The sequence below is a fragment of the Cobetia sp. SIMBA_158 genome (assembly GCF_046566945.1).
Taxonomy (GTDB): domain Bacteria; phylum Pseudomonadota; class Gammaproteobacteria; order Pseudomonadales; family Halomonadaceae; genus Cobetia; species Cobetia amphilecti.
In genome coordinates this window covers 1-233 of record NZ_JAWJYL010001135.1, presented here as the reverse complement: position 1 = coordinate 233, position 233 = coordinate 1, and the positions used below count along the sequence as shown (strand labels likewise).

Genomic DNA, 233 nt, shown 5'->3' with positions numbered 1-233 from the left:
CTACTACAAAGAAGCCGCTCGCCTCAAGGGTGCGACCGGTGAGGTTCTGCTCCAGCTCCTCGAGGCTCGTCTCGACAACGTCGTCTACCGCATGGGCTTCGGCTCCACGCGTTCCGCGGCACGTCAGCTGGTCAGCCACAAGGCGATCGCCGTGAACGGCCGTACCGTCAACGTTGCTTCCTTCAAAGTGCAGGCTGGCGATGTGGTCACCGTTCGGGAGAAGGCCAAGAACC

At 62.2% G+C, this 233-nt stretch carries 1 protein-coding gene; it reads left to right on the top strand.

Annotated elements, in window-relative coordinates:
• Window positions 1-233 (top strand): 30S ribosomal protein S4 (rpsD, locus tag R2R70_RS23295; RefSeq protein WP_410979389.1); only part of this gene is annotated, 233 nt, incomplete at both ends.